This window comes from Burkholderia sp. Bp8986 (assembly GCF_003854225.1).
Classification (GTDB): Bacteria; Pseudomonadota; Gammaproteobacteria; order Burkholderiales; family Burkholderiaceae; genus Burkholderia.
On the sequence record NZ_QTQM01000098.1, the window covers coordinates 1 to 4,449 of the forward strand.

Annotated in this window: 2 protein-coding genes and 2 pseudogenes; 1 reads left to right on the plus strand and 3 read right to left on the minus strand. The window is 54.4% G+C overall.

Translation table 11 applies throughout. The features are described 5' to 3' along the window. Positions 1-84: 84 nt before the first annotated feature. Entirely contained in the window at positions 85-1,473 is a 1,389-nt protein-coding gene (locus tag DID99_RS35815) for an acylhydrolase (protein ID WP_409362725.1), read from the minus strand. 79 nt (positions 1,474-1,552) lie between these two features. On the opposite strand from DID99_RS35815, the gene DID99_RS35820 reads away from it, so the two are divergent. Next, complete coding sequence (locus DID99_RS35820) at positions 1,553-1,744, plus strand: hypothetical protein (RefSeq protein WP_124668666.1); 192 nt, start codon at positions 1,553-1,555, stop codon at positions 1,742-1,744. 685 nt (positions 1,745-2,429) lie between these two features. Here DID99_RS35820 and DID99_RS38220 read toward each other — a convergent pair. Both DID99_RS38220 and DID99_RS35825 read right to left on the minus strand, forming a co-directional pair. After that, positions 2,430-2,615: pseudogene (locus DID99_RS38220) on the minus strand (IS5/IS1182 family transposase); the annotation flags it as partial. A 26-nt stretch (positions 2,616-2,641) separates the two neighbouring features. Beyond that, positions 2,642-3,022: pseudogene (locus tag DID99_RS35825) on the minus strand (transposase); the annotation flags it as partial. Between the last annotated feature and the right edge of the window lie 1,427 nt (positions 3,023-4,449).

The window sequence follows — 4,449 nt, forward strand, 5'->3', positions numbered from 1 at the left end:
AAGGCAGAGAGGAGCTTTGCCATCCACTACGTTGCCGATTTACGTCCGGCGGACGGCGACACGCGTCGCACTTGAAACCGTCTCTTACTGCGAAATTTTTCCAATGCCTGCTGCGGCCAGATTTGCTTCAACATAAGCAGCAAATTGCGCGTGGAGGGCGGTAGTAGGGTGCGCTAGGTCTGCGAACATATAGGTCGTGGACGCACTGGCCGTTTTCAGTGTTTCTGGCGAACAGAACAATGCCAGGCCGAAGGCCTGACCGTATTGCTGTGCCGCTGAAGTGAGGGATGCCGGCGCCGTAGTTGCCGGATCCAATCCGAGCGTTTCCTGAGGTCTTGCAAGCGCGTAGTTGGTGGCATTGGATTTCATTTGTGCGAGATTGCAGGCAGTATCGGTATTCGTCACGGTAAAGCCGAGGCTCGTTGCGTTCTGAAGCGACTGGTCAAGCCATGAGAATGTGTCGACGACAACGACTTTTCCCGTTGCTACATTGGGGCCCAGCTGCTTCAGCAAGGTGAGGTTATACATAGCCGAAATGAGCGAAAGTGCTCGGTCCGGAGCATTAGCGGAGCTTGGTGCAACATTGGCGCTTGCATCGGCTGCAAGTGCTGCCGGTGTTTTACCGATGTCGGGAGCTGTCACAACAACCACTTTGGGCTCACCGACAATTTGCGAGTTGACGAGTGTTCCAAGTGTTCGAGCGGCTTGCAAAATCGGCATGACTGATGCAAAGTTGGTCGCTGCATTCGGATCGGATGCGATAATATACAGCGCAATTGCAGCTGGTGCGAGTGCCGTGGCTTGCTTTTGCGTGAAGCCTTGTTGAATCAATGCCTCAATGGCAGCTTGCTGAGTTGAAGGATTGCTGATGGCCGCCGTGAAGTTGGAGCTCCCAAGTGCTGTGGCAAACGCTATCAACTTGGTGCCACTGTCCTGTAGGAGCGCCAGGATCTCGTTCGCGCCGCCTTCCACGAGTACAAGCTGATTCGTGTTGAAGCCTCCGTGCTGTGCCAGATACTGGCTGACTTGCCATGTGATCGGCTGTGCGCTCGCAGCTGGAATCGCCGCGCTCGTATCACTTACCCCACCAGCGAAAACCATTGCGCCACCCTGTGCGTAGTCGAGGCCACCAGTTGCCGTCAGTGGTAAGCCGAAACCACCTTCAAAGGCTGGCGACAGCGAATTGCCGAAATACTCAGATACTTTTTGTGCCCAAACTTCGCCGGGGTTCGTCGTGAAGCGTCCGCCGCCGAATCCCAGTAGGACCTGCTCCGAATAAGTGCCGGCGTCGGACAGGCTAGTGCCGAATGCGACTACCTGAAGATTAACACCGGAAGGCGGCAGGGTGTTGGCGTCATTGTGGCCGTCGCCGTCACCGCAAGCGGAGAGTAGTACGAGCGCTGCGCTCGCAATAGCTATCCGTGGGGTGCACAACAACATGCAGCGTCTAAGATCTTGAAGTTTTATATTCACGTCTTCTCCTCGGTGGCCTTTGGTGGAATTAAATTGTTTGGGTAACTAAACAAGATTCGGAAAGTAGCAGCACCTTTCCATGAAACGCAACACTAAGGACCGTGCGCGTGAGTATTTTCCGGGCACTGTTCCCGTCTGGAATAAAACAGCAAATGTTGCGTCGGCTTGTCTAAAAATAACTAATATTGGGGCGTTAACTTATTTCGCGATGCAGGTCCGCGAAATCGGAGGTGGTCTTAGTTTTCTTAAAGCCGATGCGGCGAGGCAATGAAGTTTTTCAACAATCGATAAACTTGATGTAAGGCCGCCTATTTGGTTTTCGATTCTTGCGTGCTCACGATCTGGGGTCGGTTGGGAAATAAAATTCCACATCCAGTAAAATTGAGAGGCGAGCGTATATGTGGATGGAATTTCAAGGGTAGTGTATTAAAAAATCGCGGAGCGGAACAGGTGAACTTGACTGGAAGTGTTGGGGTATCGAAGATTTTGAGGCGAAGGTTGATTTCAATCAGGATGGGGAAACATTGCGAGAATTTGACTGATCATATTTTCCATTTCGTAAAGCGCCGGGGCGGCACAATTGATTCGTGCCAGCCGCGCTATCGCATGACTTAGCAGCCATTGCGCCTTCTGATTCCCGGCGAGCGACGACACGTTGCGGCTGGTGTCGCGGCTTCGCCAGTGATGCACGTTCAGAGCGACGCCAGTTCCGATCGGTATTTCGTTTCATGCAAAGCGACCGTTCCTATTCTCACACTCATCGACTGCTCGACCAACACGAGATCAGCGTCGGCAGTTGCGGCTGGGACAGCCGATTAAAAGAATGTAACCTTGCTTTGCCTCTGCGGGCTTTCACTTTTTCCGTGTTTTTTCGTCGTTTGGAATGATTTGATAAATCTGATCGATTGCGAAAATATATTTGCAGCAGAGATTTTTTGGAGACGGATTAAAAAAGGCTGTTCGGACTGTCGAAGGGGGCTCCAGCAGATCAGGCGGCAACCAAGGTTGAGGAGTGCGCCGTGAAAGTCGGCACGGTGCTCGAAACGAATGCGGAGACAGCGGAAGTGATGCTGTCAGGCAGGCGTGCGGTCGACGGCCCAGCGATATTTACCAAGGCCGCTGCCAGGACCTGTCCGCATTTTTGTGGGCGAGGCGGTTGAACAACAGGTTATCCACGCGCCTGCGTAAACCGTTCGCTGAACAGGATGGCAAACTGATTCATCGCTGATTTCCAGTCGAACTTAGCCCGTACGGTCTTGGCCAGCACGTTGCGCAACGCCAGCCAGAGCAGTTTGATCGCGGCCTCATCATTCGGGAAGTGACCGCGGGTCTTGATGATCTTGCGCAGTTGCATGTTCAGACTCTCGATGGCGTTTGTCGTATAGACGACTCGTCGAATCTCCGGCGGGAACACGTAGAACGGCACGACGTGCTCCCACGCGCGTTGCCACGACTGCACGATCGTCGGGTACTTCGCGCCCCAAGGTCCGTCGGCGAAGTCTTGCAGCGCTTGCCTTGCTGCCTCTTCGCTGGCAGCCGCGTAGATCGGTGCCCGCGGGCCGCTGCCTGGGACGCTACCGTTCGTCGTTTCTTCTTCATCGGCATATCCATGACTTTTACCTCTCATGATATGCCCCGCCCACAAAATGACGGATAGGTCCCGCTGCCATGTTCGGTGCGGCACTTGGCGATCACCGGCTCGACACCGCGACCGTGCAACCCGTTGCTATCTTCACGCCCCGATTATCGAGAGGGTAGCCGCATTTCCTTCCGAAAACGCGGCCCCCAAAGAACGCAGCGTGCGACTTTCGCCGCACTACGCTCGCGCACAGCATTAAGCGTCGCACTGACGCCGATCTCGCCAACTGCACGAGCCTTTCGCAAGCTTCACATTGTTGACTCGCCTCACCGCTGAGGCGCAGGGCGCTGAGCCGTAGTAGTGGTACCGGTCTCTCAGAAGCTTCCCCTCGATGAGGACCTGCGACAACTGCACCGCGCGGAAGCCTGCACCCTTTCAGGTCAGGGCAAATCTTGAACCCCATGCGAGCTGTTACCGCTCGCCTTTCGCTTTTTCCGCATTCTTCTACTCACCTGCCCAACGGCTTCCCTCGCGGGTCACCTACCATAGCCAAATCTCTGGCGTGGGCGGGCAGTTGGGCTTACCACGTTCCCGTCCTTGCCGACTCGAATGCTCTCGAGCCTTTGAGCTGACGGTAGTGGTCCGGACTCAAACGTGGTGATGCCCTCTTGAACAAAGGCTGATCGTTAATAATTGTAAAAAATGTCCGTTGAGCCTTCCCGTTCGCAAGGAAGTTGGTCTATTTTTAAGAAACTTTTTTGACGTTGGAGAACGATTATGTCGCCAGATAACTGCCCTCCGTGCGCTGATATTGTTGCTGAGTGGAATAAAAGGAGCGACGGAATGAGAAATGAGGCGATTGCGGCAGTTCGCAAGCAGATCGATCTGTATGGGATAACCGAGTCCCAATTATTTCCTTCACAGCGTAAAGCGAAAAAAGTGGTGGGGAGCGACTTCAAGGCTGAAGCGCGACACCTTACGTATTGATGGGAAGGAACTCGGTCCCGTTGGTCGCGACGGGTTTCTCGAATTTGCTCGCCGTAGTTATCTTCGTTCGGCTGTACGGAATTCTCGCAAACGCCTCTGAGGTGCTCGGGCCTCTCCGCACGATGGCGCGGGACCGTCTGCAGTTCCGCGCTCGACGCAGTTGCATTGAGATGGGAGCCATGCCTGAGCGCGAGATAGCACGGGGCCGCTTCCGGAATTCCGTCAGGCGAAGGCGACGACTATTTACTTCGTCAGAAGAGGGGCTATCTGTTCGGTATTGATAGCGTTGTCCATCCTACGGGTGCAGCTCTTGCCTTCGATCGGGAGCGATTCTTAGAGTCGCTAACACAAGTCCTCGACGAAGCGAGAACAGATGACGGCAGCGGCAAGGGAAAGCAACGCCACATGAA